The 547-nt window shown below is 69.7% G+C and carries 1 protein-coding gene; it reads right to left on the reverse strand.

What is annotated here, in order from left to right; translation table 11 throughout:
- A partial coding sequence (locus ACFQ0E_RS19205; RefSeq protein ID WP_386826646.1) for a phosphopantetheine-binding protein occupies nucleotides 1-547 on the reverse strand: 547 nt, incomplete at both ends.

A 547-nucleotide genomic window follows, 5' to 3' on the forward strand; every position in this document is an offset into this window, starting at 1 on the left:
GCATCGAAGATGTTGTAGCTGCCATGCGTCGGCGCCACCTGTTCGATGTACCACAGCTGCTTCTGCGCGAACGAGGCCGGCGCCGTGCCCGTGGGCGCGGTCCCGCGCAAGATCGCGTCCTCGCCCGCCGGCGCCATCGCCTCGATCCGCTCCGCGAACTCCGACAGCAGCGGCGACTCGAAGACCTGGCGAACACCGAACTGCCGGCCGAAGACACGGCGGATGTCGCTGAGCAGGCGCACCGCCAGCAGCGAGTGGCCGCCGATCTCGAAGAAGCTGGTGTTGCGCCCGATCGAGGCCGGGTCGATCCCCAGACGTTCGGCCCACAGCGTCGCCAGCGCCTGCTCGGTCCTGGTCGACGGCGGCTGCGAAGCCAGCGACGATGCGACCCGGAACTCACCGGCGAGCAGCTGCGCGCGGGCCACCTTGCCGTTCGCGGTCAGCGGCAGCGCCGCGACCACGGTGTAGGCCGACGGCCACATGTAGTACGGCAGCATCGCCTTCAGGTGCTGGTGCACGCGATCGATCACCGCGTCGGCGTCGTCAT

The sequence above is a fragment of the Lysobacter brunescens genome, assembly GCF_042677005.1.
GTDB classification, from domain to species: domain Bacteria; phylum Pseudomonadota; class Gammaproteobacteria; order Xanthomonadales; family Xanthomonadaceae; genus Lysobacter_I; species Lysobacter_I brunescens.